The 550-nt window shown below is 69.6% G+C and carries 1 pseudogene; it reads left to right on the forward strand.

The features are described from left to right. Positions 1-142: 142 nt before the first annotated feature. A pseudogene (locus EXE44_RS17880) lies at positions 143-550 on the forward strand (monovalent cation/H+ antiporter subunit D family protein); the annotation flags it as partial.

Raw genomic sequence — 550 nt, forward strand, 5'->3', positions numbered from 1 at the left:
CCGCGACCGACGGCGGCGAGAGCGTCTCGACCGGGATGATCGTGACCGTCGTCGTCGCCGCCGTCCTCGCCGTCGCGCTCACGGCCGCAGTGCCAGTGATCGACCAGCTGATCGACCAGACCGTGTTCGAGTTGATACGCCAATGACCGACGTCGCCTCCCTTCGACCGTTGTTCGCCGTGCTCGTGTCGGCCGTGGCCATCCCGATCATCCTCTCGCTGCGGTCGCGGCCGAACGTCCGAGAGGGGGTCACCCTCGCCGTCGCCGCGACGAAGTTCGGCCTCGTGGCGAGCATGGTGCCGGGGGGCCTCGCGGGCACCACCTACGTCACGCGGATCGGCGAGTTCGGGAACGGGATCTCGCTCGCGCTCCGCGCGGACCCGCTCGGGATCCTGTTCGCGCTGCTCGCGAGCCTCCTGTGGATCGTGACGAGCTTCTACTCCATCGGGTACATGCGCGGGCTGAGCGAACACGCGCAGACCCGCTACTTCGCCTCCTTCGCCGCCAGCCTCGCGTGTGCCGTCGGCGTCGCGTTCGGGGCGAACCTCGTC

This window comes from Halorubrum sp. SS7, assembly GCF_005435055.1.
Lineage (GTDB): Archaea > Halobacteriota > Halobacteria > Halobacteriales > Haloferacaceae > Halorubrum > Halorubrum salinarum.